The organism is Neobacillus vireti, from assembly GCF_036962345.1.
Taxonomy (GTDB): Bacteria; Bacillota; Bacilli; order Bacillales; family Cytobacillaceae; genus Neobacillus; species Neobacillus vireti_A.
Map to the genome: position 1 here is coordinate 193,061 of NZ_JBALNB010000015.1, position 25,682 is coordinate 218,742.

Below are 25,682 nucleotides of genomic sequence, written 5' to 3' on the forward strand. Positions count from 1 at the left end.
ATAACATATGAAAGATTGTTACTGGAATCCAACCATCACTTATCATTAATTAAACCAACTGTGGAGTTAAAGAATGAATATCTCGCATTCTATAACGAATGGGTAGAAAGCAAAGAAGATATGGTCCCATGGGTTATTCAAAAGGATCCATCGGACTTTGAGGCAATGGTCCAATTTTTAAAGGGTAATGAGCAAGGACGTAATCTGCCAGAAGGCTGGGTGCCTGATTCAACGTTTTGGTTAATAAACCAAGACAAAAGAATAATTGGTGCTGTAAATATAAGACATCAATTAACACCTTTTCTTTTAAATCGTGGAGGACATATTGGTTATGGTATTCGCCCGTCAGAGAGAAGGAAAGGTTTTGCGACCAAATTATTGTCATTGTCTCTTGAAAAAGCAAGAGAGTTAGGGATACGAAAAGCCCTTGTTGTATGTGATGAAGAGAATACAGGTTCCTTTAAAACGATAATTTATAATGGAGGAATACCAGATACCGACTTTATTGAAGAAGATGGAAACATTATAAAGAGATTTTGGATAGAATTATAAATATATCAATATGAATTTCAATAAGGAAGGAACAACCATGGAAGCAAAAAAAACAATTAATTCTATCGATGAATACATCATTCAATTTCCCATTGAAGTGCAAGCAATACTACAAAAGTTAAGGGATGTGATCAAGGAGTCAGCACCAGAGGCAGTAGAAAAGATAAGTTATCAAATGCCGACTTTTTACTTACATGGAAATCTAGTACATTTCGCAGCCAATAAAAATCACATTGGATTCTATCCAGCTCCTAGTGGGATCGAGTCTTTTAAACAGGAATTATCACAATATAAATGTTCAAAAGGAGCCGTCCAGTTTCCTAAAGACAAACCGTTACCATATGAAATAATTAGTGAAATCGTCAAATTTCGGGTTACAGAAAACAAGGTGAAGGCAGAAGCAAAAAGTAAAAAGAATAAATAGAGTGAAACCCTGAGTAACAGAAATGAGGACATAACTATAAAATTATAAAAGTAGAGGAGTTAGTATGAAACGAATGCCCTTTGAACGACCAACAGAACATTATGATAAACGTATCCTTTCAATAGATGAGCAAATTTGTGCATTACTGAAGGAGAGAAAGGATGTATCTAACAATAATCCAGGATTTCCCCCGTCAGAACAAATTGAGGAATGGGCAATAAAGTACAATCAGTATGAGGATGTATTAAATTCGATATTTTCGACATTAAGAATGGAAGAAGAATTTAAACCTGGAGTTGAGCCTGAGAATTTTATCAAGCATTTACCAATCCTAAAATCGGTTGAAAAAAATGATAAGTTGTACACGATCACTTTTATTCGACAATTCGAGAATGCCAGCGTTGTCCAATTAAATATTGATTGGGAAGAAAGAGCGGAAGATATAGATGACCGTCACCACCTGCGGCACATGAGTCATCACCCATTTCTCGAGCTAAGTTTAGGAGAAAATTACGAATGCCGACAAGATAGTGGAAGCGGCTCTGAAGGACACTTCCGACAAAATTATATTGTATCTCCACCCATTCCAGATGATACTTCTGGGCTTAAGCTAGTATTTAAAGAATATCATGACTATTTCAAGGGCAAACCAACTGGTCTTGATATAGTATTCCATTTGGATTAAGTCTTGTCCTTGATCAGTGTAATGAAGGACAAAACCAATGGGATATTATAAAGATTTGTCCTTCATCGGTGTTATGAAGGACAAAACCAATGGAATATTATAAAGATTTGTCCTTCATCGGTGTTATGAAGGACAAAACCAATGAAAATTTATAAAGATTTGTCCCTCATCGGTGTTATGAAGGACAGAACTAATGGAAAATTATAAAGATTTGTCCTTCATCGGTGTTATGAAGGACAAAACCAATGAAATATTAAAAGGTTTTGTCCTTCAACAATATGAAAACATGCTTATCTGTTGTTAAGTCAGCTTTTCTTCCCTTGGTATTTCATCTTATACTCGGCTTCGCTCATATTTGGGTTCTTCCTAGGAGTAGTTTTGCTTAGCGCCTTCTTCATTTCCTGACTTGCATCATCGTTCGTATTATATTTTCCATCCATATAAATCCCTCCCTTTCTTTTTGTTACTTATTATCAAACTTGGTAGCTTTATTCATTCCTGAAATTTAAAAGAAGGAGGAAAGATGGATATGTATATCGAATATTGAAGTGGCTTTATTCAAATACAATATATAAGGGGAAAACATAATGAAAAGCTGGAATCAAATGCTTGTTAGCACTGAGCGCGGAACTTTTGAGATATTTACGAAAGGTGAGGGGGAACCTATCTGTGTCACCCATCATTATTCTGAATTTAATGAGACGGGAGATTATTTTGCTGAAACTTTTACAAAGACACACAAAGTTTATTTAGTGAACTTACGTGAAGCAGGGAATTCAGTAAAGGCAATAGAACCCTATCAACTTAGTATGCTAGAAACCATTTTTGACTTAGAAGCAATTCGTGAAACATTAGGATATGAAAAGTGGGGATTTGCTGGTCATTCTACTGGAGGAATGTTAGGAGTCATTTATGGAATCTTTTATTCAAGCAACCTGAAATTTAATGTTATTGTCGGTGCAGCAGCTAGAGAATATTCGACATTTTCCTCAGATTGTATTTATAATAAAAATCATCCAAAGTACAAAAGAATGCAAGAATTGATGGAAGTGTTGAAACGTTCAGATTTATCTTTGGAAGAAAGAAACAAGCTTTCAGGTGAACGAACAAAATTATCATTACATAATCCGGAGCGATATGATGAGTTCTTTAATTTAAACATAAGGAAGAAAATATCCGCTTCCCGGCTGAATTTTTTTAGCCGAGAAATTCAAATTTTTGATGTTACAAAAAAATTAACGCTCATTTCAACCCCAACGTTAATTATGTGTGGAAAATATGATGTTCAATGCCCACTGCCATACTCATTAGAAATGAATGAATTAATACCTGATTCAAAGCTAGTTGTTTTTAATAATAGCAATCATTATCCTTTCCTAGAGGAATCATATTTATTTAAAAAGGAATTTAACAACTACATAAATGAACTTAGTTAGAGAAATAAAAATGCTGAATCGATATTTCCGATTCAGCATTTTGCTACTCTCCTGGGTCATCGCCACCATAGTCTATGTCATTATCATCATCATTACTATCATTGAAAAAATAATTAATTTTTTCAATGATAGTTTGTTTAGGTTCCAGAATTTCATTATCAGTACTTGCTCCCATAAATGTCGAAATTGAATAGGTCTGAATCATTTGCTACTTATTATTTGTTAAGATTAAGAAGAGTATAGTTATGGAGAGAAGTATGAGTAGAATAATGAACACTAGTTTAAGCAAATAACACCACTCCTTAACATGTCTATTATTAACACTATGATATGTAAACTTTTTTATACCGAGCGGCTGTATCAAATTAGATCGGGGCAGTTCTCTGATTACCGCTGAAGTGACTTTTAAGGTAAAACGGTAATCAGAAGCCGAATCTGATTCCCTCAGGAGTGATTTTTAAGGTAAAACGGTAATCAGAAGTCGAATCTGATTCCCTCAGGAGTGGCTTTTAAGGTAAAACGGTAATCAGAAGCCGAATCTGATTCCCTCAGGAGTGACTTTTAAGGTAAAACGGTAATCAGAAGCCGAATCTGATTCCCTCAGGAGTGACTTTTAAGGTAAAGCGGTAATCAGAAGTCGAATCTGATTCCCTCAGGAGTGACCTTTAAGGTAAAACGGTAATCAGAAGCCGAACCAGATTACCTTAAGAACGACTTTCAAAGGTAAAAGGTAATCAAAGTCAAAAGGATGTGATGGTAATGATTCAAGCAACAGTATTGTTTATTTTAGCAGGACTAGCAGAAATAGGAGGAGGGTACTTGATCTGGCAATGGCTGCGGGAGGGGAAGCCATCCTTCTGGGGACTAATTGGAGGAGTCGTGTTGGCCTTGTATGGCGTAATAGCAACCTTTCAGGCCTTTCCATCATTTGGACGAGTTTATGCTGCATACGGGGGAGTATTCATTGTGCTTTCACTCTTGTGGGGATGGGGCATCGATAAAAAGACTCCAGATTTATATGACTGGATCGGCGGCGGAATATGTTTAATAGGTGTTTTGGTGATATTATTGGCTCCAAGACAATAGAAAATGAGCTTGGATATCCAAGCTCATCGTTTTATTTATGTGCTAACTCATACTGAGAAATCTTATCTTCATAGTTTAAAGTAACACCAATCTCATCCCAACCATTTAGCAGCATTTCCTTAGGATACGGAGCAATATCAAATGAAAACTCCAACCCCTGATTATCGGTAACCACTTGGTCTTCGAGATTCACAGTCAGCGCGTAGCCTTCCGTTTCAGCATTACGCATAATAGTTTGAACTTGTTCTTCACTCGCTACAATTGTAAGAATCCCATTCTTGACGCAGTTATTTTTAAAAATGTCTGCATAGCTTTGGGCAATAATAACCTTGAAACCAAAATCTTGAATCGCCCATGGGGCATGTTCACGAGAGGAGCCGCAGCCAAAGTTTTCACCTGCTACCAAAATAGAGGCATCCTGATATTTAGGGTGATTCATCGTAAAATCCTTACGAAGGTTACCTTCGTCATCAAAGCGCCAGTGATAAAATAAAAATTGACCAAAACCGCTTCGTTCAATTCTTTTAAGGAATTGCTTTGGAATTATCTGGTCTGTATCAACATTACTCCGATTTAACGGGCAAACGATTCCTGAATGAATGCGTAACGGTTCCATTATAATACCTCCTGAGCTGTGAACTGACGAACATCTACGAAATGGCCTGCAATAGCGGCAGCTGCTGCCATTTCAGGGCTGACAAGGTGGGTACGTGAACCGTTTCCTTGACGACCTTCAAAATTTCGGTTAGAAGTGGAAGCACAGCGTCCGCCTGGAGGAACAATGTCATCGTTCATGGCCAGACACATACTGCAGCCAGCTTCACGCCATTCAAAACCTGCTTCTATAAAGATTTGATCAATACCTTCTTTTTCAGCAGCAAGTTTAACACTAAAAGATCCAGGAACAACAATTGCTTTTACCTTAGGATTAACTTTGTGCCCACGAATTACGTCTGCTGCTTTGCGTAAATCACTTATGCGAGAATTTGTACATGAACCGATAAAAACATGGTCAATCTCTACATTTGAAATCGGCTGGCCGGCTTCAAGGCCCATATATTGAAGCGCTCGGGAAATTTCATCTTTTTTATTCAATTTTTCTTCATCTTCTGGATTTGGAACAGAAGCCGTAATCGGAATACACATACCTGGATTTGTTCCCCAAGTGACTTGTGGTTCCACTTCAGATGCCTCAATTTCAACCACCGCATCATAGTTGGCACCTTCATCTGTAGCAAGGGAACGCCATTTTGCCACTGCTTCTTCGAAGGCCTCATCTTTTGGAACATGACGGCGGCCTTTCATATATTCAAAAGTCGTTTCATCAGGAGAAATTAAACCTGCTCTTGCACCAGCCTCAATGGACATATTACATACGGTCATACGCTCTTCCATTGAAAGGGAGCGGATCGCTTCACCTGTATATTCCATTACATAGCCAGTTCCAAATTGAACGCCGAATTTACCGATAATCCCTAAGATTAAATCCTTTGCAGTTACGCCAGTTCCAAGCTTTCCATTTACTTTTACATTCATTGTTTTTGGAGGTGCTTGCCAAAGTGTTTGTGTCGCTAGGACATGCTCCACTTCACTTGTCCCAATACCGAACGCTAGAGCACCAAACGCACCATGTGTAGAAGTATGACTATCACCACAAACAATCGTCTTACCAGGTTGTGTCAGACCAAGCTCAGGACCAATAACGTGAACAATCCCATTGTCTGGGTGCTGACGATCGGAAAGCTCGACACCAAATTCCTGACAGTTTTCTTTTAATGTATCAATTTGTTTCTTCGAGACAGGGTCTTTAATAACATTCCTGTCACGTGTAGAAACATTGTGATCCATCGTTGCATACGTAAGATCCGGCCGGCGCACTTTGCGTCCGTTCATTCGTAATCCTTCAAATGCCTGAGGAGAGGTTACTTCATGAACAAGGTGCAAATCAATATAGAGTAAATCTGGTTTTCCTTCTTCTTGATATACAACATGCTGGTCCCAAACCTTTTGGATAATATTTTTTGGTTTTTGCATAATGTCCTTCCTCACGTTCATAGATTTTGTTAAAAACTATTCAACCAAATATACTGGAGATTAATCCGCTATATCAGCGCTAAATCAAATATATCGGCGACAAAACAAATATCAGCGATAGAAAACTTATAGGTAGGGGAGAAGCCGCCGGACTGCTCGAGCCCGACGGCTTCTTAATCGCCCCGTTATATTTTATACGTAACAGCTCATGATACATTTAGAAGCGTTTTGCGACTTAATATAATCAACAATTAGACGAGTCATTTCGTCTGTGCCCACTTGTCTGCCTTCAGGAATATGAAGATCTGCTGTATGGACTCCACTATCCAAAATCGACTGAACGGCATCTTCGATTAATTTCGCCTCATCGTTTAATTGGAAAGAGTAGCGCAGCATTAATGCAGTTGATAAAATCATTGCAGTTGGATTGGCAATCCCTTTGCCGGCAATATCCGGTGCTGAACCATGAACAGGTTCATATAAACCAACACCATCCTCACTCAAGCTAGCTGAAGCAAGCATTCCCAATGAACCTGTTAGAACAGAGGCTTCATCACTAAGAATATCACCGAACATGTTCTCAGTAACAATAACATCGAACTTTGTAGGATTTGTAATCAGTTTCATTGCAGCTGCATCAACCAGGACATGCTCAACAGTAACATCTGGATACTGAGCTTTTTTCTCTTCGACAATTTCGCGCCACATCTTACTTGACTCTAAGACGTTTGCTTTATCAACAGAGGTTAGGTGTCCACGCCGTCCTTGTGCTGCTTGGTATGCTTTGTCTACGATTCTTTCAATCTCTTTACGCGTGTAAGCAAGTGTATCAACCACTGTTTGACCGTTGTCGCGTCTTTCACTTGGGGTACCAAAGTAAATCCCGCCTGTCAGCTCGCGGACGATTAATAAATCACTGCCTGCAACAATTTCCTCTTTAAGAGGGGAAGCATGCAGTAAATTTTTAAATCCTTTAATTGGTCTTAAATTTGCAAATAAATCAAGTGCTTTTCGAATACCAAGTAATCCTCTTTCAGGGCGTAAATGGGAGGGGTTGTTATCCCATTTAGGGCCGCCAACTGCACCTAATAATACAGCGTCCGCCTGCTTACAAGCTTCAACTGTTGATTCTGGCAGCGGAGTGCCGTATTGGTCAATGGCTGCCCCTCCGATTTCATGGGTTTCGAAGGTAAAACTATGATTAAACTCATCTGCAATTGCATTCAAAACGTCTTTCGCAGAATTAATAACTTCCTTGCCAATCCCATCACCAGGTAGTAAGACAATACGTTTTTTCATTCGAAGCAACCTCCTCATCATTTTTTACATCGCCTCAGAAAGACTTTTAAACTTGCACAACAGCTTTTTGGTTAAAAAACACTCGATTTACAGTGTTCAAGAACGCTTTAGCCGAAGCTTCTAATACGTCCTGAGCCGATCCACGGCCGCTTACTTGTGCACCATCGACCGTCATTTTTACATGTACTTCGGCCAATGCGTCTCGCCCTTGACCAACTGAATTTAATTTATAATCAGTAAGATGAATTTCTTCTTTAATTAGAGCTTCCAAAGTATTCATTAGAGCTTCAACGCTGCCTGAACCCGTACGGGCAGTTTCCACTCGAACACCTTCTGGGGTGTGGAGTGCTACTGTTGCAGTAGGGAGGTTGGCAGAACCATAATGGACCTGGAAAGCCAAAAGCTCATATTTTTTAACATCAGCAACGGCTGTTTGGATGTCTGTTAAAATGGTAAACAAATCTTCATCGGTTACTTCTTTTTTCCGGTCGGTGAGCTGTTTAAAAGCTGTAAATGCTTCTTGAAGCTTTTCAGCTGATAATGTGAAGCCCATATTTTCAATTTTATCCTTAAATGCATGACGTCCTGAATGTTTACCGAGAACTAAATCATTTGATTGAATCCCAACCATTTCAGGAGTAATAATTTCATAGGTTAAGGTGTTTTTTAATACACCATCTTGATGAATTCCCGACTCATGGGCGAAGGCATTCTTTCCTACGACTGCTTTATTGCCAGGAACAATCATTCCTGTAAAGCGGCTGACTAAATCACTAGTACGCTTGATTTCTTTTAAAACAAGATTCGTAGTATATGGATATTTATCTCTTCTAATATTTAAAGCAACAGCAACTTCTTCAAGTGAGGCATTTCCTGCACGCTCACCAATGCCATTAATGGTACCTTCCACTTGGGTAACTCCGTTTTCAATTGCAGCAAGGGAATTGGCAACAGCCATCCCTAAATCATCATGACAATGGCAGGATAACGAAGCCTTGTGGATATTTGGAACATTTTCTCTGATATAACGGAACATGTAACCATATTCTGATGGAGTTGCATACCCTACAGTGTCAGGAAGGTTAATGACGGTTGCTCCGGCATCGATGACCTTCGTAATGATCTTGACAAGAAAATCTAGATCAGAACGAGAAGCATCTTCTGCTGACCATTCGATATGAGGGAATCTTTGTTTTGCATAGGCTACCATATCGACAGAGGTTTGAATGACTTCCTCAGGTGTTTTAAACAACTTATATTTCATATGAATAGGGGAGGTTGCAAGAAAAACATGCAACCTTGGTTCTGCAGCATCTTTTAATGCGTCCCACGCAATGTCAATGTCCGATTTGGTTGCTCTTGCCAGTCCAGTAACAGAACTATTTTTAATCGCCCTGGCAATTGCTCTTACTGCCTCGAAATCCCCTTGGGAGGAAGCCGGAAATCCGGCCTCCATTATATTCACGCCAAACCTTTCTAGTTGTCTAGCGATTTCTAGTTTTTCAAGCTGATTTAAATTTACCCCAGGAGATTGTTCACCATCACGTAGTGTCGTGTCAAAGATGTTAACGTGAACCATTTACCACCACTTCTTTCTTTTGGTTTACAGGGTTTTTAATAAATGGCATTAAGGCACGAAGCTCACGGCCAACCACTTCAATCTGGTGATTGTTTTCACTGTTGTTAATTGCGTTAAATTGTGGACGGTTTGCTTGGTTCTCCAAGATCCAGCCCTTCGCAAATGCACCAGTTTGAATATCTTTTAATACTTCTTTCATGCGTGCTTTTGTATCTTCGTTAACAACACGTGGTCCAGAAACGAAATCTCCCCATTGTGCAGTATCAGAGATTGAATAACGCATGTTTTCTAATCCTCCTTCATATAGAAGGTCAACGATTAATTTCAATTCATGTAAACACTCGAAGTAAGCAACTTCTGGCTGATATCCAGCTTCAACAAGAGTTTCGAAACCAGCTTTGATAAGGGCTGTAGTACCGCCGCAAAGAACTGCCTGCTCTCCGAATAGATCTGTTTCTGTTTCTTCTTGGAAAGAAGTTTCCAAAACACCTGCACGAGCAGAACCGATTCCTTTCGCATAAGCAAGAGCAAGTTCACGTGCTTGACCTGTATAGTCTTGGTATACTGCGTAAAGTGCTGGAACACCAGCGCCTTCTGTATACGTACGACGTACTAAGTGCCCTGGACCTTTAGGAGCAACTAAGAATACGTCAACATCAGCAGGAGGAACGATTTGTGTAAAATGAACGTTGAAGCCATGGGCAAATACTAATGAGTTACCAGCTTCAAGGTTTGGTTTAATGCTTTCTTCATATACTTTAGGCTGCATTTCATCTGGAAGTAAAACCATGATAACTTCAGCTTGTGCAGTTGCTTCAGCAACAGATGTAACTGCAACTCCATCTTCAACTGCTTTATCCCAAGATTTTCCTTCGCGTAAACCAACAACAACGTCAAATCCGCTTTCCTTTAGGTTTAATGCATGGGCATGACCTTGTGAACCATAACCAATTACTGCAATCTTTTTCCCTTGTAATACTGCCTCTTGAATATCTCCGTTATATAATACTTTTGCCATTATAATCATCCCTTCGAAAATGTTTATTTTATTTGAGAGTAGGTAGTTAACTCGTTAACCTGTGGTTGATGTCCGCGCAAGAAGGCGGTTAGTCCTGTTCTAGCAATCTCTTTAATTCCATATGGACGAAGCAGATCAATCAATGCGTCAATTTTATCTGGGCGCCCTGTAATCTGAATCGTTAAGCTGTCTTTGCTTACATCAATGATCAATGCACGGAATGGATCGATAATACCGTTGATCTCACTGCGAAGCTGTGAACTGCCCGCTACTTTAATTAAAGCAAGTTCACGTGCGACAATGGCTTTATCGGTAATATCCGAAACCTTTAAAACATCAATTTGCTTGTTTAGTTGTTTTGTAACTTGTTCAAGCCGCTGTTCATCCTCGACTTCAACGACTAGGGTCATTTTTGATATCCCTTCCGTTTCAGTTGGACCAACTGAGATACTTGAAATATTAAATTGTCGTCTTAGTAATAGACCAGTGACTCGATTTAAGACACCGCTTCGATCCTGAACGGTTAAGGAAATAATCCGTTTCATGAAGGTTTCACCCCAATCATTTCGTGTATACCTTTGCCAGGAGCAATCATTGGGAATACTTTTTCCTGCTGAAGCACTCGGCAATCCATTAAAACAGGACCGTCATAAGCAAATACTTCAGGAAGCTTTGTAATTAATTCTTCTTGGCTCTCAATCTTTAAGCCTTTAATTGAATAGCTTTCAGCAAGCTTCACAAAGTTAGGCTGCGTTTGAAGGATGGACTCCGAAATACGGTTGCCGTGTAATAATTCCTGCCATTGTCTAACCATACCTAGGGCACCGTTATTAACGATAATGATTTTGACAGGAAGATTCTGTTCATAAATGACGGATAATTCCTGTAACGTCATCTGGAAACCAGCGTCACCGACAATGGCTACTACTGTGCTGTCCGGAGAAGCCATTTGTGCTCCAATTGCTGCAGGGAACCCGAAGCCCATTGTTCCAAGTCCGCCAGAAGTTACCCAGCGATGAGGTTTATCAAAATTGTAATATTGTGCTGCCCACATTTGGTGCTGACCAACGTCTGTCGTAACAACGGCTTCACCATTGGTTACTTTATGAATGGCTTCAATCAGCCATTGCGGTGACATTCCGTTTGGATCATGCTTATACCATAATGGGTATTCTTCTTTTAGCTTCGTTAATGTTTCTAACCAATCCTCAGAATCTGGTGATTCCGTTGTCTGATTCATTAGTTCAACTAATGCTTCTTTTGAATCTGAAACAATTGGAATTTGAGTTGGAACATTTTTACCAATTTCAGCAGGATCGATATCAATATGAGCAACCTTCGCATTTGGAGCAAAGTGCTTTAAGTTCCCGGTGAGTCGGTCATCAAAGCGGGCACCGATATTAATGAGTAAATCTGCTTCGTACAATGACATGTTAGCTGTGTACGTTCCGTGCATGCCGGCCATTCCAAGAGAGAGAGGGCTGGCTGCTGGGAAAGTCCCAAGACCAAGAAGGGTGGTTGTAACCGGAATCTTATGCTTTTCTGCAAAAGCGGTTAATTCTTTTGATGCTTTTCCGTGAAGAATGCCAGCACCTGCAAGAATGACCGGCTTTTTTGACTTTGCAATCGCGTCAGCAAGTTTTTTGATTTGCAGCGGATTTGGTTTTGTTGTCGGCTGGTAACCCGGAAGATTAATCGTTCCTACTTCAGGCACCTTAGATAATTCTCCAGCAGAGATATCCTTTGGAATATCAATTAACACTGGACCTGGACGGCCCGTCGAAGCGATATGAAAGGCTTCTTTTACAATCCTTGGTAAGTCTGAAATGTCTTGTACCTGGTAATTATGTTTGGTGATGGGTGTTGTTATAGCCATAACATCCGCTTCCTGGAATGCATCTGTTCCAATGACACTTCGTGCAACCTGACCGGTGAAAATCACTAGTGGTAAAGAATCCATCATTGCATCTGTAATTCCGGTAACCAAGTTGGTTGCGCCAGGTCCCGAAGTCGCTAATACGACACCGGCTTTTCCAGTAATGCGGGCATACCCTTCAGCAGCGTGAATACTTCCTTGCTCATGACGGAAAAGGACATGATTGATTTTGCCTCTTGCACGATAAATTGCATCGTATATTGGCAGAACGGCACCACCTGGATACCCAAAAATGGTATCTACTTCTTCATTAATTAATAAGTCAATGAGCAGGTCTGCACCAGTTTTTGATGCCGTACTTGTTTGGGAGTCCGGCTTTGCTTCTACTTTCACCTCGTACCCCTCCTTGTAAATGTTTTAATTTTTCGAAAATATATTTAGGATTATACCTGAAAAATATCGGAATTTGTCAAAAAATTTGAATTTGGTGATAAAAACCAAAAAGGTAAGATTTCTAACAAAATAAAAGAAGGCCATAATCTCCCCAAATAAACTGCAGTCAAAAAAGAAAAGCAGAATAGATCGGGGAGAAATGGCCTTCCATTTCTCGGTACCACCCGGTTTTACAGCATTCTCACGAATACTGCCTCTTGAAGCGATTAACACATTCTAAAACCGCTTCTTTTTGTAACAGGTGCCATACTGGTCACCCGATTGAGCCTAATTAGATAGGACTGTTCAGCTCAATACTCAGGGATGATGTCGGAATAAGGTGTATTACTGGGCTTCCAGCAACCCCAGCTCTCTGAAAATACATGTTCTTATTCCTTTATTCCCGTCATCGATTTGTACTATAAACTTTTCAAAAACTACTGATAGGTCTTTAACCTCGGCTATTAAAAGGGAGCCTAAACCCTGAATAGGTTAAAGTGGCAGCAATTTTTATTTAAATTTTCATAACCCCGCCAGTGTTGGCAGATGTAACTAACTTTGCGTATTTGGCTAGGTAGCCGGTTTTGATTTTTGGTTCTGGCTTTTGCCATTGACGGCGTCTTTCTGCCAGTTCCTCATCATCTATAATTAGTTCGATAGATCTTGCTTCTAGATCAATTAGGATTTTGTCACCATTTTCAACAAGTGCAATAGGTCCGCCTTCCGCTGCTTCCGGTGAGATATGACCGATGGAGATTCCTCGACTTGCGCCTGAAAAGCGTCCATCAGTGATTAAAGCAACTTCTTTACCTAAACCGCGACCCATAATAGCGGAGGTAGGGGCAAGCATTTCTGGCATTCCGGGTCCGCCTTTTGGACCTTCATAGCGAATAACTACGACGTGCCCAGCTTTTACTGTGCCATTATTAATGTTTTCTTGAGCTTCATCTTGTGATTCAAAAACAATTGCCTCACCTAAAAAGGTTTTAATTGATGGATCTACAGCTCCAACTTTGATAACTCCGCCATCTGGTGCAATGTTTCCGTATAGGATGGATAGTCCACCAACAGGGCTATACGGATTATCTTTTGTCCGAATGACAGCTTCATTTGTTATTGTTGCATCCTTCACATTTTCAGCAAGCGTTTTTCCTGTAATACTTAAGCAATCTTGATGGAGTGCTCCTTCCACTTTACATAACTCATTAAGAATGGCACTAACTCCTCCAGCGCGATGTACATCATCCATAGAGTAATCAGACGCAGGCATAATTTTTGCTAAATATGGAACTCTTTCAGCAATTTTATTAATTTCTCGTAAATCATATTCAATGCCTGCTTCATGAGCGATAGCCAAGGTATGAAGAACGGTGTTTGTCGATCCACCCATAGCCATATCTAAAGCAAATGCATTGTCTATTGCTTCACGAGTGATAATATCACGTGGTTTAATATCTTTTTTTACTAATTCAACTAAGTGTTTCGCTGCTTGGCGAATTAACTCATGTCTTTCTTCAGATGTTGCAACGATTGTTCCGTTACCCGGAACCGTCATTCCTAATACTTCCATTAGACAGTTCATTGAGTTTGCAGTAAACATTCCAGAACAAGATCCGCAAGTAGGGCATGCTGCAGTTTCAATATCAAGCAGCTCCTGCTGAGTCATTTTTCCGCTATGGTAGGCTCCAACACCTTCGAAGACAGAAGTCAAAGAAAGATTCTTTCCGGTAGAGGATACACCTGCTTCCATCGGCCCGCCTGATACAAAGACAGAAGGGACGTTGGTTCTAACTGCAGCCATTAACATTCCTGGTGTAATTTTGTCACAGTTCGGAATGTAGAAAACACCATCGAACCAATGTGCATTAATGACAGTTTCTGCACTATCAGCTATAATTTCACGGCTTGGAAGGGAGTATCTCATTCCGATATGTCCCATTGCGATTCCGTCATCAACACCAATGGTGTTGAATTCAAATGGAATTCCGCCAGCCTCTCGAATGGCTTCTTTTACGATTTCACCGAAATGATTAAGGTGTTTATGTCCAGGGATAATTTCAATAAATGAGTTGCAGACCCCGATAAATGGTTTGTCTAGGTCCTTCACTGTTACCCCAGTTGCGTATAATAGGCTGCGGTGGGGGGCTCGATCGATCCCCTTTTTAATCATATCGCTTCTCATTGTTTTATCTCCTAACTAACAACTGCGTGGTTTGTAGATTCTGGGTAACAAGCCACTCCGTCCGTTGTTACGATTTTTCTGAATTCCTCTAAAAGGTCGTTTGTAATGACTCCAGGCTTTCCATCACTAATCTTGCGGCCATCGACACTTATCGCGGCAATGACCTCAACAGCTGTTCCGGTTAGGAACACTTCATCTGCAACATACACATCGTGCCGAGTGAAAGGAGATTCTCTAACCTCATAGCCTTTCGCCCTTGCTACATCAATAATAGCGTTTCGGGTAATACCTTCTAACGCCCCTAAGTAAACAGGAGGTGTGAAAATTACTCCATTTTTTACGATGAATATATTATCTGCAGAACCTTCTGTTACGTAGCCTTGATCATTGAGCATTAAAGCTTCTTGGACACCAGCTTGGTTGGCCTCTAATTTAACAAGAATATTATTTAAATAGTTTAATGATTTTATTTGTGGACTTAAGACGTCCGGGCGATTTCTTCTGCTGGGCACCGAAGCAATTTTAATTCCATTTTCATAAAATTCCTTTGGATACATGGTTAGTACCTCAGCGATAATAATAACGCTTGGCTTTGAGCAGGAGGAAGGGTCCAGTCCGAGGTTTCCTTTACCTCGTGAGATAACAACACGAATATAGGCGCTGTCCAGTTCATTTTTTCTAATCGTATCGACAATTAATTGTGTCATTTCTTCCTTTGTATAAGGAATATTCAACATAATGGATTGTGCTGATTCGAACAGTCTTTTTAGGTGGGCATCGAGTCGAAAGACGTTTCCGCTATAAACACGAATGCCTTCAAATACTCCATCTCCATATAAAAATCCATGATCAAAAACTGAAACTACAGCATCCTCTTTCTTGACAAATTTATCGTCAAGGAATATCCATTGACTTCCCAACCTAACCACTCCTTTTAATGATGAAACGCATTAGATAGTTAAAAACTGTTTGTAAAAAAATATCTATGCCTTATCTCCTATGTAAGGGATGCTTCGAGGCATATTTGATTGTAAGAATTTTTAATACAAATTATATTTTCAGTTATCTTACACCCAATCTAAATCTTGGTCAACATAGAAATCTGACAATTCAAATAAATCGGATAAACTGGTAGCGTTTACAACGTTGATAAATTAAGGTTGGGAAGAAATTAAAATAGTAAAAAAATTTTTTTTGAGGTTTTATTGTACAGGGGAATCGGAGAAATCTAGCGAGGGGATTCTACTATAATCAACTGATAAAACAGCTTGGATTAATCAGTTAATGAATAAATATAGATATGAACAATAGTTTACTACTATACTTATTTTTTAACGTGCTGCTACTTAATTTTTGCCAGGTATTCATATACTTCTCGTAAATTCTTATAACCTAGGGACTGAGCGAGTCCTAAATAATTGCCCCAGACATGAGCAGTCAATTTTGCGTCCTCCAGGGCATGGTGCCGGTTGATTACTTCAATTCCACATTGTTCGCATGCCTCTTCTAGTGGAATTGATCGAATTATAGGATTTGATAAACGCATCAGAAAGGAGGTGTCAATGATTCTGTGTTCGAATCTAGTTTTTAATACATCCCATGTTAGTTTTTGTATAAATGACTGTTCATGCCTGGCGTGATGGGCAACAAGAGGATGATACTTAACGAATTTGAAGAAATCTATTAATACATCTGAGGCTGTAGGTGCAAGATGTAAATCTTCATTGCAAATGTTGGTTAAGGCAGTTATTTCAACTGAGATAGGGTATGGAGAATGTACCAATGAATAAAAAGTTTCTGTTTTAACTATTTGGCAGCCTTTCATTTTGATCGCACCGATGGATATGACTCGATCTCCTTTTTCGGGATAAAAGCCAGTAGTTTCTAGATCAAATACTACAACCTCTAAATCTTGAAGGGGTGTGTCTAAGCAGTTGTTTTCTTTCATTTCTTTTTGAAGATGTCTGATGAAGGAAATATTTTGCATATTGGTTTGTCCTTGTACACCAGCATAAATGTTGGAACTAAGTCTGCCTGATATCTGTCTAAAAAATTGAATCATTTCATTCATTCCCATTAGGTATCCTCCTTTTCTATTAAATTTCGTACATAACGATACAGTGCTGCCCCATTTTTTAGTATTTCCTTTATTTCCTCCTTTTGCTTTTTGGAAAGAGGGCAGATAGGCAGATAATGACTATTTTCGTAATTGTCAGATTGTGATAATGATAGACGAAGGATAAGTAATTTCATAAATTGCTGTTTATATAATTCTTTCATATTAAATGACAGTTCAAATTCTGACAGTTTTTCCAGCCTTGTAAGAGTAGAAGTTTCCATTATATTCCCTTTTAAAGCCAATAGACGAATACCGTTTACATATGGAAAGAGGGCTGTCTCTTTTATATTCAAGGAGCCTGTATGTGGTCCGTGTGTTTCCACTAGAATTTGACCAAGTACACCAATTCCTTTCTTTCGGTATAGTGTATTATTAAGTATTTTTTTTAAGAGGTCCTCTTTATGGATCAACTGATAAACTTCTAGCTTTACATTGTTTAGAAGGCTTGCTTCACCATAAAGGGATCGTCCATCAATAAATATCAATAAATGGCGAACGGATTCCCAGTTTGAGTTGTTGGACCAGTTTGTTACTTGTTGTCTCCATTCGGGAAGTGATTTACACCATAAAGGATTACTTGCCATAACACCTCCATCACAATAAGCATACCCTGCTAGCAGCAAGCCGCAGGCAATTTCTTTTCCTAATTGCAAAAAATAATCATTTATTTCTGTGCCTCGCTGCTGATAGATAATGCCGTGGTCCTGATCACTCCAAAGTGATTGCTCAAACCGTCCAGCACTGCCCATCATAAAAAAAGTAAAGGGGCAGGGAAGGGAGCCGTATTTTTCTTCCGTTTGTTTTACGGATACAGAGATGACGCGCTGTATGATTTCATTGTGAAGATGATTTAATTGAATAGGATTATCAGAGACCCAGTTGATTTGGTCATCACGAAATCTTCTAATCTCTAAGTAGCTAGTCATCCATTTCCGTACCTCCTTTTTAATAAACAGTCTTCTATCNNGATAGAAGACTGTTTATTAAGCATTTAGCTTTGAATCTGAAGGAATTATTGTTTTATCCATTTTTACCATTTCAGGGTAACCGTAGCTTCCATGCTCACTCATGTCAAGACCGATAATTTCTTCTTCTTCAGTAACACGTAAACCATTCATGACTGCCTTCATAATGGTTAAGAGGATAAAGGAGACAATAAAGGCGAAAGCCCCGCTCGTTACAACACCGAGTGCCTGAACACCAAGTTGGTGAAACCCGCCGCCGTAAAATAAACCCGGCTTACCAACTGCAGCCAATTCTGGTGTTGCAAACAACCCTGTTGATAAGGTTCCCCAAATCCCTGCTGTGCCGTGCACAGATAAGGCAGCGATAGGATCATCAATTCCTTTGCTTTCAAAAAGTCGAATGCTATAAAATACTAAAAATCCTGCAATGAAACCAATTAAGACTGCGGCCCAAGTATCTACAAATGCACAGGAGGCTGTGATGGCAACTAATCCTGCTAAGGCTCCATTTAACATCATTGGAACATCTGCTTTGCCCATTACAATCCAGGAAATTATCAGCGCTGCAATCACGCCGGCACCAGCCGCTAAGTTTGTGTTTAGTGCAACGAATCCAAAGAATGCACCATCCACAGAAACGGTACTTCCTGCGTTAAATCCAAACCAGCCAACCCATAACACTAATACGCTTAACGCAGTAAAAACTTGGTTATGTCCAGCCAGATTGTTGGCGGAACCATCTTTATTATACTTTCCGATACGGGGCTTTAGAATGATTGTCGCTGCAAAGGCTGCCATCGCACCTGTTAAGTGAACCACTGTCGAACCTGCGAAATCTTGCTTGCCATGATCTGCTAACCAGCCGCCGCCCCAAATCCAGTGGGCAATCGGTGGGTAGACAATGACGGAAAATAGTACAGCGAAGACGAGGTATGCTCCTAATTTTGCTCTTTCAGCAAAGCCTCCAAAGGCAATGGTTAATGATATCCCTGCAAAGGCTAATTGAAATAAAAAGAAAACAGAACCGGAAAGTGCCAAACCTTTGATTTCGTATCCAGAGTAGAAGAGGTCCGAAAGTCCGATAAGTGGATTTCCTTCACCAAAGATTAACCCAAAACCTACTGCCCAAAATACTATCGATGAGATTCCAAACGTAAGTATCGTTTTTCCGGCTACATGGCCTGCATTTTTCATGCGAGTAGATCCAGTTTCCAGCAGAATGAATCCTCCGATCATTAAGATGACAAGTACTGCTCCAACCATTACCCATAAACTATTCATTAAGAATAAAGTATCCATTTCTTTTTCCCCCTTTGAATTCGTGTTAATATTCTTACCGTTCGGCGTATTTGTATTTTTACATGGATGCAGAAGGGAATCTACAATTATGTAAGGTTTCCTACCATGGTTTTTGAGGAGATGTATAAATCAATAGAAAAAATCCACCTTCTGCTTAAGAAGATGGACCTTTTCGTATGCCGAATTGTGCATTCAATTGTCCTTGAATCATCTTTCTTGTAATATCCTTCTCATTTTGCTTTTTCTGAGCCCGAAGCATTTCTTTTCTAATTTCATGTGTTTGAACACCATCCTCGATCTTGTTCGCAATTTCCACTAATAACTCAACATCTGCAAACGAATATTTTCTGCTTCCGCCTGCAGACCTTTCAGGAAAAATTAATCTTCGTTCCTCATAATAGCGTATTTGCCGCTCTGAAAGGCCGGTTAGGTCCCTTACAATCCCAATCGTTATCACCTTTTTATCTTTATAGGAAAAGTCATTTGTCATTTATTTCCTCACCTCTCCTTTTGTTTATTTTATTACAATTTTGAATCTTTACAATATTATATGTTAGATTTTCTAACATTGTTTTAGGTTTACGCCTCATAATAAAAAAACCGAGCTTGGCTCGGTTCTTTAACTTTCTTTCTTAATATTCTCCATCAAAAGGGGTGAATGGGAAGTTAAAGCGTCTTTCCACTTGACGCAGACGTTGGTTGACACGTTGCAAGCGGCGCTGAAGTTGATTGATTTCTCTTTCTTGACGTTGATTTTCCCTTTCTAGCTGATTGACTCTGCGCTCAAGTTGTTGTGGTTGTCGATCAGGATCAAACTGATCTTGTAGGACAAACTGGTCTTGTTGGACGTATGGATCATACGAATTGTAATCATACTGAACTGGCGGTGCTTGATAATAGCCATAAGGATACATTGGGCAACTCTCCCTTTTTGATTTAATACCCTATAGATTATGTAGGTATATGCGGAGAGTGTGGGCCAACGCCTAAGTAGCCCATAATAAATAAGAAATATAAAGTTATGTTGAGCAACCTATATCCCTAACCACTGGAGGAAAGGAAGCTCGCCACAGAATGATGAAAGTAAAAGATGGAGGCAGAAATGCCTCCGCTTAATTTATCCATCTTGCTAAGTAATTTAAGGCTTTGTATTCAAATTGATATATAATTGAAATAAGAATAATAAAAACGTTTGGTAGAATCTTATAATTAGGACTAAAAATGGATACTTTGTTCGAAATGTATAGAGGAATAAATCTGCCTCTTTTCCATATGAATGCAAAGAAGTGTGAAACGGGAGGGTATCAGACATGACATTGGAAAGTCAGTTAATCAACAAAACATATTATCAAATGTATATAAATGAACATGAAAAGGCGCAGCCGATACGTGTGTTGGGTGACGCGTATCAGGAAGAACTCCAGAAAGATTTACCTGATTTAACTTCAATCCGCTTTGCACAGGGTGAAATTTATTTTCACAATCGAGATTTTGAAGCAGCTATATTCAAATGGGAAAACATTGCAGGAGACCTTGAACTTTGGGCGCGGAAAAATATAGCGGATGCTTACTATGAATCAGGGCTTCTTTCCAATGCGGAGGACCTTTACCTGTCTATTGATACAAACAATCTTACCTTAAAAACGGAAGTGGCACTTCAGCTGTTTTCTCTTTATATTGAACGAGGCAAGCAAGAGGCATCAGTAGAGATTATTAAAAAGACGATTGATTCAAACCCAGATTATCCTAATGTGACATCAATTGCCCGTGCCTATTTTGAGGAACAACAGGACTGGGAAAATGCCATTGAGCTGGCGGTAAATGAAGCGAAACGAACTAGCTCTCTTGAATGGTTTGATATCGTGAATGCTTATGTTCAAAAAGGGGTTACAACCAATTTACATCCAACCTATTTCTTACAAGCCCTATTTGAGCTTTATCATTTAGATAAGGGGACGTTTGAAGAACTGACAACATCCCTTTGGAACAGCTACAAAAATGAAGAATCCTATTTTACGTGGTTAAAAGAATTGAATCAGCTTCTGCTGAATCTTGATATCAGCCGCAATGATCAATGGCAATTGCTATCAAATCTGCATCACGAATCCTATTTTAGTTTATTAAATGGAAACTACTTTATTAAAACTCTTGAGGAACTTGTACCAGAACTATTAACAAATTGGCTTCGATTATCTGTCAGAGAGCATACCGTTATGGTTTCAGCTGCAGTATTATCATGGAATGAACTTTTCCCTACAAGCATTAGTAAGGCAATTGTCAGTGAGGCTGAAAATCTTATTGGTGAAACAGAATGCCATATCGATGAATTAGAAGAGTGTTTAGCTCTATTTGAAGCAATAACGAATTGGGCGCAAATGCATGATATGGGTGAAAATAATCGCTTGAATTGGGTTGTAAACCAACTGAACGATTTTGAAACCCATCACTTGTTCATTACAGGATTAGCCGGCAGTGGTAAATCTGCTTTTGTTAATACCATTCTTGGAGAAGAACTGCAGGATAGCCCTACTTCTTCACTCGTGATGTTTAAGGACAACGAGGACGTAAATATACTAGAAATAACTGATCAAGAAACCCTTTCACTCGAAGACTTTACTCAATTTCAAGAGAGAATGGACCGACGCCGAAATGCCCTGGATTCGATTTTTGAATTTCAACAGCCGTTTCCTTTTTTGTATGAGCAGAAACTGGCATTAATTGAAACACCAGGTTTAAGCGGAAACCACCGAGATCGTTATGAAGTGCTACAATATCTTCAAATGGCAGATACATTATTATTTGTCTTAGATGCAAATGCTTCGTTTACGGATAAAGAGAAAGCTGCTCTTTCACAAATTCAGGAGCTTGCTCCTGATATTCCAGTCCATTTTCTTTTGAATAAAATGGATACGATTGCGAATGAACAGGAAGCAATTAGAATTTTCGATGAAACAAGTTCAAAGATTCATAGTTATTTACCTGAGGCTCAAGTATTTGCTTTCTCCTCTCAATATGAAAGGGGACAGCAATTAGTCGATATGAAAGATTTCCTTAAATCGATTAAAGATACTAGAAATCTCGCAGATAAACGGTTGGCGAAGCTTTTATACTTTATCAGGACAACAATTTCCAGACTGTTGCAAAAGAGAATTGATGTTGAAAATCAATTAATTGAATCTGTGCGTTGGAATGAAGAAGTGGTAATGAAGTTAAATGGGGCACTTAACCAATTTAAAGATGCGGAGTCACAAAAGATAAAAGTTATTACAAGATCTTTCCGGACCATTAAAGAATCCATCCAAAACGAAATTACGAACTCTGTACCGAAGCTGCTGCAAGAATGTTCCGAGTTAATTAAGGAAGACAGCAATCTTAGCACGATTCATATGGAGCTCAATGATGTAATGAACAGTAGAATACAAGATTTCTTGGAGAAAGAGGTAATGGCAAAATACTATACATTACTCCAAGAATGGATTATTAATAGTAAAGAAGAATTTGAGCAAGGTCAGGAATTTTTAAATGAAATGGCAGAAGGTTTGAATAGCTTGTATGGGGAAGAAAGAATTAAGATAGAATGCGACTTTAAAGTTCTGGATGATTGGCGCCGTGATACGGATAGAATGACGAGCAGGGTCCAATTAGAAAAGGTCAATATATTGCTTCGTAACACTCCATCACAATTTTTATTTAAAAGTGCAGGGAAACTATTTGGCGCCTTATCTCAAAATAAAGCTATGCTTTATAACAAATACAAAGCATTTGTTAAAAATGATAACTATTCAGAACCAACTGCAATTGTCACGGAACGGTTCTTCCAACAGTTTGAGCTATTTGAAAAATCATTGGAACGAGACATCACCATGTTTTTCAGACAGCCAATGAATATTCTTAATGAAGCAATCGAGGAATCACTTTTGCATATATCTACCAATCAAGATGTATTGAAAAAAATGAATACCAATCCCGAAATGTTCCGCGATCCGTTAACATTATTTGAGGTAAGACTTCGTCAATTTGAATGGACTACAGTCGCAGGAAAGGGAGTACAAACCGCGTATTAATTAATAGAAAAAGGGTGCCTCAGATTATACATGAGGCACCCTTTCTCTATTAGACAAATGCAGCAATGATGATTCCCATAATCGTTAAGGACACGATGTGATAGCCTGCACTGATGAAGAATAGAGTATAGTTTCGGCCTTCAAAAAATGTTGGGGATAATTCCCTAAAAGCAGCAATTAAACCGATTAAAAAGCCAAATAATGCTCCATCTAAGATCGTAACTCTGTCCAATAATTGAATGAACAAAGAAATAACCACTGCGGTGAAAATTCCTCCAAGTGTGGTTAATCCATAACCCACGTAGGCACCCTTCGGATCAATATCCTCCATTTTTTCACCTAAGGCTTTCATCCATATGTTAGAAAAAAGTACTGGAGAGTACCAGAGTGCTCCAATGATCATATTTGCGATAACTGCTAAAATAATGGCAAATATACTTATATTTGAAAAATCCATTCCAAGTACCCCTTTATAGTATTCAGTGAATTCTAACATAAGTTAAATTCAATATAAAACGTTAATCTGTATTATCAACCTAGTTCCACCCTTTTCTTTAAGAAGCTTTAGTAATAAATCAGGTCGATTCGTCAAGATTCCATCAGCACCTGTGTCAATGAGTTCTTCCATTGTTTTCGGATCATCAATGGTCCAGTAATGGATGTTCATTCCGAGCCGGTGCGCCCCATTGATTAATCTTTTGTCAGTTAAGTCAAAGCCACTGTCTTCCATAGGTAATTGAAAAGCATCTACTTTCGGTACATAAAGATTTCGTAAAAAGAATTTATGAAAGATCACAAAGCTTTTAACCTCTTGTCTTCCGGCAGATAAGGCGACCCGGCCTTTAGCATATTTATCAAATGTTGTTAGAATATCTTGGTCAAAAGCTGCAATGATCATTTTATCTTCCATTTGATATTTCTCAATCAGGCTCCATAATTTTGAAGCAATTTCGTTTATTCTTTCAGGAGGATTGTCGTCTTTGATTTCTATTTCTATTTTCATCTTTCCGAATGCTTGAAACATTTCATCGACCGTTGGGATATAGACACCCTTACCGCGGAAGCTATAGTTGCCTTCTAAATCAGTAAAATGATAACCAGCATCAAGCCCTTGAATTTCTGCTAAGGTCAGGTCTGACACTGCACCTTTTCCATTTGTTGTTCGGTCGACCGTTGGGTCATGAATAGCAACTAAGTGACCATCTTTGGTAATATGTATATCCGTTTCGAGGACATCAACCCCCAAGTTAACGGCATTTTCAAAGGCTGTCATGGTATTAGAGGGTGCTAACAGCTCCCCGCCTTGATGGGCAATGACTAATGGACGCTTTGGATTAAAAAAGCTTTTTTGTTCAATCGTTTTAACTGGGAATAAATTAATCACCAAAAGGAAAATAATGATCGCAGAAACCATCATCTTAAAAGAGAGAAATACTCTATTCCCTCTTGTCACGTTTTCTATATTGCTTGGCTGCATCGTACTGATCCTCTTCTAATAGCCCTTTAAAAAGTCAACAAGATTAACAGAAGGCTGTTTACCAGAGAGATAGTCTAGTAAATTTGGGATGAGAATATTTTCAATCACTCTTTGATTATAATGCTCAGTTGAACCAGAGGTATGAGGGGTAATGATTACATTTTCCATCTCCCACAATGGACTATCCACACTGAGTGGTTCTCGTTCAAATACATCTAAACCCGCACCAGCAATGATCCCCTCACGTAATGCATGTATCAAAGCTTCCTCATGAACAATTTCGCCACGTCCAATATTAATAAAGAACGCAGTAGGTTTCATAAGGTCGAATTGCTCGGAGCAGAATAAACGGTGGGTCTCCTTAGTAAGAGGCAATGTGACCACTACATAATCGCATCGGGGAAGAATTTCATTTAATTGATTTGTAGTATACATCTCATCGACAAATACCTGCTGTCTTCCGGAATGGCGAACGCCAAGCACCTTCATTCCAAATGCCTTTGCAATTTTTGCGGTTTCTCTTCCAATGGAACCCACTCCAATGATTCCAACCGTTTTTTTATGCATTTCCAGCTTCATTCCCGAATGGTCCCATTTCCTTGCTTGTTGGTTTCTTAAATAGGTATGAACCTTACGTGTTAAACCAAGCATGAAGGAAAAAATAGTTTCGGATATTGGATAGGCATGTACTCCATTCGCACTTGTAACAGTAATATTTCTTGATTCTAGGAGTTCTAAAGGTAAGCTATTGACACCTGCACTCCAAGTTTGAAGCCATTTAAGCTTTGAATTAGGTGCTAGACATTCTTTCTCTATACCCTTTTTCCAGCCCGCTATGATTTCTGCATCAGATAAATGATTCTGCCAAATCTCTTTATCTTTTCCAGTAATAATATTCCAATCAGGAATAATTTCTTTTATTTGATCGATAAGATTCTGCTCTATGTTTTGGGTAATGACTATTTTTCTCTTTCCCATAGGTTCCTCCATATTGATATCGTTTACTTATATTCATGATAACGGAATTTAGTAAAAAATGATAACGATTCTCGCTGATTTCATAATTTTCTTTTAATTGGTTGTATGCTATTATTTAGTGAAACGAAATAAACATAATTATTCAAATCTTCAGTAGGAAGATAGATAGGCGGTGTT

24 protein-coding genes are annotated in these 25,682 nt (G+C 39.0%); 6 read left to right on the forward strand and 18 right to left on the reverse strand.

The window, feature by feature from the left end; genetic code table 11:
• Positions 1–21: 21 nt before the first annotated feature.
• The 3 genes from V7108_RS18840 to V7108_RS18850 all read left to right on the forward strand — a co-directional run bounded on the left by V7108_RS18840 (position 22) and on the right by V7108_RS18850 (position 1,661).
• Complete coding sequence (locus V7108_RS18840) at positions 22–552, forward strand: GNAT family N-acetyltransferase (protein ID WP_335513624.1); 531 nt, start codon at positions 22–24, stop codon at positions 550–552.
• A 37-nt stretch (positions 553–589) separates the two neighbouring features.
• Positions 590–976, forward strand: coding sequence for an iron chaperone (locus V7108_RS18845; RefSeq protein ID WP_335513585.1), 387 nt, complete (start codon positions 590–592; stop codon positions 974–976).
• A gap of 64 nt (positions 977–1,040) precedes the next feature.
• Positions 1,041–1,661 (forward strand): hypothetical protein, encoded by a 621-nt coding sequence (locus tag V7108_RS18850; protein ID WP_335569091.1) that lies wholly within the window; start codon positions 1,041–1,043, stop codon positions 1,659–1,661.
• A gap of 305 nt (positions 1,662–1,966) precedes the next feature.
• Here V7108_RS18850 and V7108_RS18855 read toward each other — a convergent pair whose 3' ends face one another.
• Entirely contained in the window at positions 1,967–2,101 is a 135-nt protein-coding gene (locus tag V7108_RS18855; protein ID WP_335569092.1) for a hypothetical protein, read from the reverse strand.
• Positions 2,102–2,248: 147 nt separating this feature from the next.
• On the opposite strand from V7108_RS18855, the gene V7108_RS18860 reads away from it, so the two are divergent.
• Both V7108_RS18860 and V7108_RS18865 read left to right on the forward strand, forming a co-directional pair.
• Entirely contained in the window at positions 2,249–3,097 is an 849-nt protein-coding gene (locus V7108_RS18860) for an alpha/beta fold hydrolase (RefSeq protein WP_335569093.1), read from the forward strand.
• Positions 3,098–3,856: 759 nt separating this feature from the next.
• Complete coding sequence (locus V7108_RS18865) at positions 3,857–4,183, forward strand: YnfA family protein (RefSeq protein WP_335513595.1); 327 nt, start codon at positions 3,857–3,859, stop codon at positions 4,181–4,183.
• 31 nt (positions 4,184–4,214) lie between these two features.
• On the opposite strand, the gene leuD is transcribed toward V7108_RS18865, so the two are convergent.
• The 14 genes from leuD to V7108_RS18935 all read right to left on the reverse strand — a co-directional run bounded on the left by leuD (position 4,215) and on the right by V7108_RS18935 (position 19,900).
• A complete protein-coding gene (leuD, locus tag V7108_RS18870) occupies positions 4,215–4,799 on the reverse strand; it encodes a 3-isopropylmalate dehydratase small subunit (protein WP_335569094.1) in 585 nt (194 codons plus the stop codon).
• The gene (gene leuC / locus V7108_RS18875; protein WP_335569095.1) at positions 4,799–6,217 is read right to left on the reverse strand and encodes a 3-isopropylmalate dehydratase large subunit; all 1,419 of its coding nucleotides are present in this window, start codon (positions 6,215–6,217) and stop codon (positions 4,799–4,801) included. The genes leuD and leuC overlap by 1 nt, the downstream gene beginning before the upstream one ends.
• 192 nt (positions 6,218–6,409) lie before the next feature.
• Positions 6,410–7,516: a 3-isopropylmalate dehydrogenase gene (gene leuB / locus V7108_RS18880; protein WP_335513601.1), complete on the reverse strand. Its 1,107-nt coding sequence runs from the start codon at positions 7,514–7,516 to the stop codon at positions 6,410–6,412.
• A 46-nt stretch (positions 7,517–7,562) separates the two neighbouring features.
• Complete coding sequence (locus V7108_RS18885; RefSeq protein ID WP_335513603.1) at positions 7,563–9,095, reverse strand: 2-isopropylmalate synthase; 1,533 nt, start codon at positions 9,093–9,095, stop codon at positions 7,563–7,565.
• Positions 9,082–10,113 carry a ketol-acid reductoisomerase gene (ilvC, locus tag V7108_RS18890; RefSeq protein WP_335513605.1) on the reverse strand — a complete coding sequence of 344 codons (1,032 nt, stop codon included), beginning with the start codon at positions 10,111–10,113 and terminating at the stop codon, positions 9,082–9,084. Before ilvC ends, V7108_RS18885 begins: the two co-directional genes overlap by 14 nt.
• A gap of 23 nt (positions 10,114–10,136) precedes the next feature.
• Complete coding sequence (gene ilvN / locus V7108_RS18895) at positions 10,137–10,658, reverse strand: acetolactate synthase small subunit (RefSeq protein WP_335513607.1); 522 nt, start codon at positions 10,656–10,658, stop codon at positions 10,137–10,139.
• Positions 10,655–12,382: an acetolactate synthase large subunit gene (gene ilvB, locus V7108_RS18900; protein WP_335569096.1), complete on the reverse strand. Its 1,728-nt coding sequence runs from the start codon at positions 12,380–12,382 to the stop codon at positions 10,655–10,657. Before ilvB ends, ilvN begins: the two co-directional genes overlap by 4 nt.
• 553 nt (positions 12,383–12,935) lie before the next feature.
• Complete coding sequence (ilvD, locus tag V7108_RS18905; protein WP_335569097.1) at positions 12,936–14,603, reverse strand: dihydroxy-acid dehydratase; 1,668 nt, start codon at positions 14,601–14,603, stop codon at positions 12,936–12,938.
• Between the two features lie 11 nt (positions 14,604–14,614).
• A complete protein-coding gene (gene ilvE / locus V7108_RS18910; protein ID WP_335513613.1) occupies positions 14,615–15,523 on the reverse strand; it encodes a branched-chain-amino-acid transaminase in 909 nt (302 codons plus the stop codon).
• 422 nt (positions 15,524–15,945) lie between these two features.
• Entirely contained in the window at positions 15,946–16,680 is a 735-nt protein-coding gene (locus V7108_RS18915) for an exonuclease domain-containing protein (RefSeq protein WP_335569098.1), read from the reverse strand.
• A complete protein-coding gene (locus tag V7108_RS18920; protein WP_335569099.1) occupies positions 16,680–17,648 on the reverse strand; it encodes a DUF294 nucleotidyltransferase-like domain-containing protein in 969 nt (322 codons plus the stop codon). The genes V7108_RS18915 and V7108_RS18920 overlap by 1 nt, the downstream gene beginning before the upstream one ends.
• A gap of 57 nt (positions 17,649–17,705) precedes the next feature.
• Complete coding sequence (locus V7108_RS18925) at positions 17,706–18,986, reverse strand: ammonium transporter (protein ID WP_335569100.1); 1,281 nt, start codon at positions 18,984–18,986, stop codon at positions 17,706–17,708.
• A gap of 154 nt (positions 18,987–19,140) precedes the next feature.
• The gene (locus tag V7108_RS18930) at positions 19,141–19,476 is read right to left on the reverse strand and encodes a MerR family transcriptional regulator (protein ID WP_335569101.1); all 336 of its coding nucleotides are present in this window, start codon (positions 19,474–19,476) and stop codon (positions 19,141–19,143) included.
• A gap of 142 nt (positions 19,477–19,618) precedes the next feature.
• Positions 19,619–19,900 (reverse strand): hypothetical protein, encoded by a 282-nt coding sequence (locus tag V7108_RS18935; RefSeq protein ID WP_335513622.1) that lies wholly within the window; start codon positions 19,898–19,900, stop codon positions 19,619–19,621.
• A 396-nt stretch (positions 19,901–20,296) separates the two neighbouring features.
• Between V7108_RS18935 and V7108_RS18940 the strand changes: the two genes are divergently transcribed.
• Positions 20,297–23,050 carry a dynamin family protein gene (locus tag V7108_RS18940; protein WP_335569102.1) on the forward strand — a complete coding sequence of 918 codons (2,754 nt, stop codon included), beginning with the start codon at positions 20,297–20,299 and terminating at the stop codon, positions 23,048–23,050.
• 49 nt (positions 23,051–23,099) lie between these two features.
• Here V7108_RS18940 and V7108_RS18945 read toward each other — a convergent pair whose 3' ends face one another.
• Genes V7108_RS18945 through V7108_RS18955 form a run of 3 tightly spaced genes read right to left on the reverse strand, consistent with a single transcriptional unit; the run spans position 23,100 to position 25,505 of the window.
• Positions 23,100–23,507 (reverse strand): DUF1761 domain-containing protein, encoded by a 408-nt coding sequence (locus tag V7108_RS18945; RefSeq protein WP_335569103.1) that lies wholly within the window; start codon positions 23,505–23,507, stop codon positions 23,100–23,102.
• Positions 23,508–23,555: 48 nt separating this feature from the next.
• Positions 23,556–24,527 carry a glycerophosphodiester phosphodiesterase gene (locus V7108_RS18950; protein WP_335569104.1) on the reverse strand — a complete coding sequence of 324 codons (972 nt, stop codon included), beginning with the start codon at positions 24,525–24,527 and terminating at the stop codon, positions 23,556–23,558.
• Positions 24,528–24,542: 15 nt separating this feature from the next.
• A complete protein-coding gene (locus tag V7108_RS18955) occupies positions 24,543–25,505 on the reverse strand; it encodes a D-2-hydroxyacid dehydrogenase (RefSeq protein WP_335569105.1) in 963 nt (320 codons plus the stop codon).
• Between the last annotated feature and the right edge of the window lie 177 nt (positions 25,506–25,682).

What these genes read in the sequence shown, in the direction of transcription:
- V7108_RS18845 (WP_335513585.1), top strand. Translation starts at nt 590, where the DNA reads ATGGAAGCAAAAAAAACAATTAATTCTATCGATGAATACATCATTCAA.
- V7108_RS18850 (WP_335569091.1), top strand. Translation starts at nt 1,041, where the DNA reads ATGAAACGAATGCCCTTTGAACGACCAACAGAACATTATGATAAACGT.
- V7108_RS18855 (WP_335569092.1), bottom strand. Translation starts at nt 2,101, where the DNA reads ATGGATGGAAAATATAATACGAACGATGATGCAAGTCAGGAAATGAAG.
- V7108_RS18860 (WP_335569093.1), top strand. Translation starts at nt 2,249, where the DNA reads ATGAAAAGCTGGAATCAAATGCTTGTTAGCACTGAGCGCGGAACTTTT.
- V7108_RS18865 (WP_335513595.1), top strand. Translation starts at nt 3,857, where the DNA reads ATGATTCAAGCAACAGTATTGTTTATTTTAGCAGGACTAGCAGAAATA.
- leuD (WP_335569094.1), bottom strand. Translation starts at nt 4,799, where the DNA reads ATGGAACCGTTACGCATTCATTCAGGAATCGTTTGCCCGTTAAATCGG.
- leuC (WP_335569095.1), bottom strand. Translation starts at nt 6,217, where the DNA reads ATGCAAAAACCAAAAAATATTATCCAAAAGGTTTGGGACCAGCATGTT.
- leuB (WP_335513601.1), bottom strand. Translation starts at nt 7,516, where the DNA reads ATGAAAAAACGTATTGTCTTACTACCTGGTGATGGGATTGGCAAGGAA.
- V7108_RS18885 (WP_335513603.1), bottom strand. Translation starts at nt 9,095, where the DNA reads ATGGTTCACGTTAACATCTTTGACACGACACTACGTGATGGTGAACAA.
- ilvC (WP_335513605.1), bottom strand. Translation starts at nt 10,113, where the DNA reads ATGGCAAAAGTATTATATAACGGAGATATTCAAGAGGCAGTATTACAA.
- ilvN (WP_335513607.1), bottom strand. Translation starts at nt 10,658, where the DNA reads ATGAAACGGATTATTTCCTTAACCGTTCAGGATCGAAGCGGTGTCTTA.
- ilvD (WP_335569097.1), bottom strand. Translation starts at nt 14,603, where the DNA reads ATGAGAAGCGATATGATTAAAAAGGGGATCGATCGAGCCCCCCACCGC.
- V7108_RS18915 (WP_335569098.1), bottom strand. Translation starts at nt 16,680, where the DNA reads ATGGGAATGAATGAAATGATTCAATTTTTTAGACAGATATCAGGCAGA.
- V7108_RS18920 (WP_335569099.1), bottom strand. Translation starts at nt 17,648, where the DNA reads ATGACTAGCTACTTAGAGATTAGAAGATTTCGTGATGACCAAATCAAC.
- V7108_RS18925 (WP_335569100.1), bottom strand. Translation starts at nt 18,986, where the DNA reads ATGGATACTTTATTCTTAATGAATAGTTTATGGGTAATGGTTGGAGCA.
- V7108_RS18930 (WP_335569101.1), bottom strand. Translation starts at nt 19,476, where the DNA reads ATGACAAATGACTTTTCCTATAAAGATAAAAAGGTGATAACGATTGGG.
- V7108_RS18935 (WP_335513622.1), bottom strand. Translation starts at nt 19,900, where the DNA reads ATGTATCCTTATGGCTATTATCAAGCACCGCCAGTTCAGTATGATTAC.
- V7108_RS18940 (WP_335569102.1), top strand. Translation starts at nt 20,297, where the DNA reads ATGACATTGGAAAGTCAGTTAATCAACAAAACATATTATCAAATGTAT.
- V7108_RS18945 (WP_335569103.1), bottom strand. Translation starts at nt 23,507, where the DNA reads ATGGATTTTTCAAATATAAGTATATTTGCCATTATTTTAGCAGTTATC.
- V7108_RS18950 (WP_335569104.1), bottom strand. Translation starts at nt 24,527, where the DNA reads ATGCAGCCAAGCAATATAGAAAACGTGACAAGAGGGAATAGAGTATTT.
- V7108_RS18955 (WP_335569105.1), bottom strand. Translation starts at nt 25,505, where the DNA reads ATGGGAAAGAGAAAAATAGTCATTACCCAAAACATAGAGCAGAATCTT.